The sequence below is a fragment of the Tsukamurella conjunctivitidis genome (assembly GCF_007858475.1).
GTDB lineage: Bacteria > Actinomycetota > Actinomycetes > Mycobacteriales > Mycobacteriaceae > Tsukamurella > Tsukamurella conjunctivitidis.
Genome location: NZ_VIGX01000103.1, coordinates 1 through 686 on the forward strand (window position 1 = coordinate 1; position 686 = coordinate 686).

The following is a 686-nucleotide window of genomic DNA, read 5'->3' on the forward strand; positions in this document are numbered from 1 at the left end:
CGAGACATACTATCCCTCTTTTAAAATGTTGTTCTTTGGTCAATGTAATCTTGTAGTTTGTTTCTCTTCCAATCTAACTCCATTCGAATTCGATCTATCTCCGCCAGTACATTGCCTCTCTGATCGATAATTTGATAGATGATGAGCCCATTCCTTTTTTTGCTTAAGCGATTTAATATGCAGCCGTTTTTTCTTAAGTGAGCCTTGACGATGTTATTGATCCAATATGAAGTACGATCTCTGTTATCAGCCATTGACATAGATAGCTCTCCTTTTAATGATGTTTTTTAAATTTAATGAAGTGCCTACCGGTAAAGATCTTCTGGTAATAAGCGTTTTCGCTCTTTAAATCTTAGTTGAGCACCCCATCCGGTCATTTCTAGTGCTTCTTTGGGATCAACAAATCGACCTTTGTTTGTCATAAAACCTTCTTCATAAAGCTTTAATGTCCAGAAGTAGTGTTTACTTGATAGGCTTTGAAAGAAGTCTGTTGCGAATTGATCATCATATTTGATGCAGAGCCTGGTTTTTTCGAGCCTGATCGTTCTATCTTCAAATTTATAGCTAAATAGATATCTAACTGCAGGACATACAATCTGCTCTTTACTGTCGTGCATGTCATGCCTCCTTTAGGTGTTCAGGAAGCGCTGAGCCAAAAGGAAGCTCGTCGCTGGCTTCAACTTCAT

At 38.2% G+C, this 686-nt stretch carries 1 protein-coding gene; it reads right to left on the reverse strand.

Translation table 11 applies throughout. From position 1 onward, the window contains the following. Nucleotides 1-305 precede the first annotated feature (305 nt). Nucleotides 306-617: a Y16D family protein gene (locus FK530_RS27550; RefSeq protein ID WP_146489441.1), complete on the reverse strand. Its 312-nt coding sequence runs from the start codon at nt 615-617 to the stop codon at nt 306-308. Nucleotides 618-686 lie beyond the last annotated feature (69 nt).

What these genes read in the sequence shown, in the direction of transcription:
- FK530_RS27550 (WP_146489441.1), bottom strand. Translation starts at nt 617, where the DNA reads ATGCACGACAGTAAAGAGCAGATTGTATGTCCTGCAGTTAGATATCTA.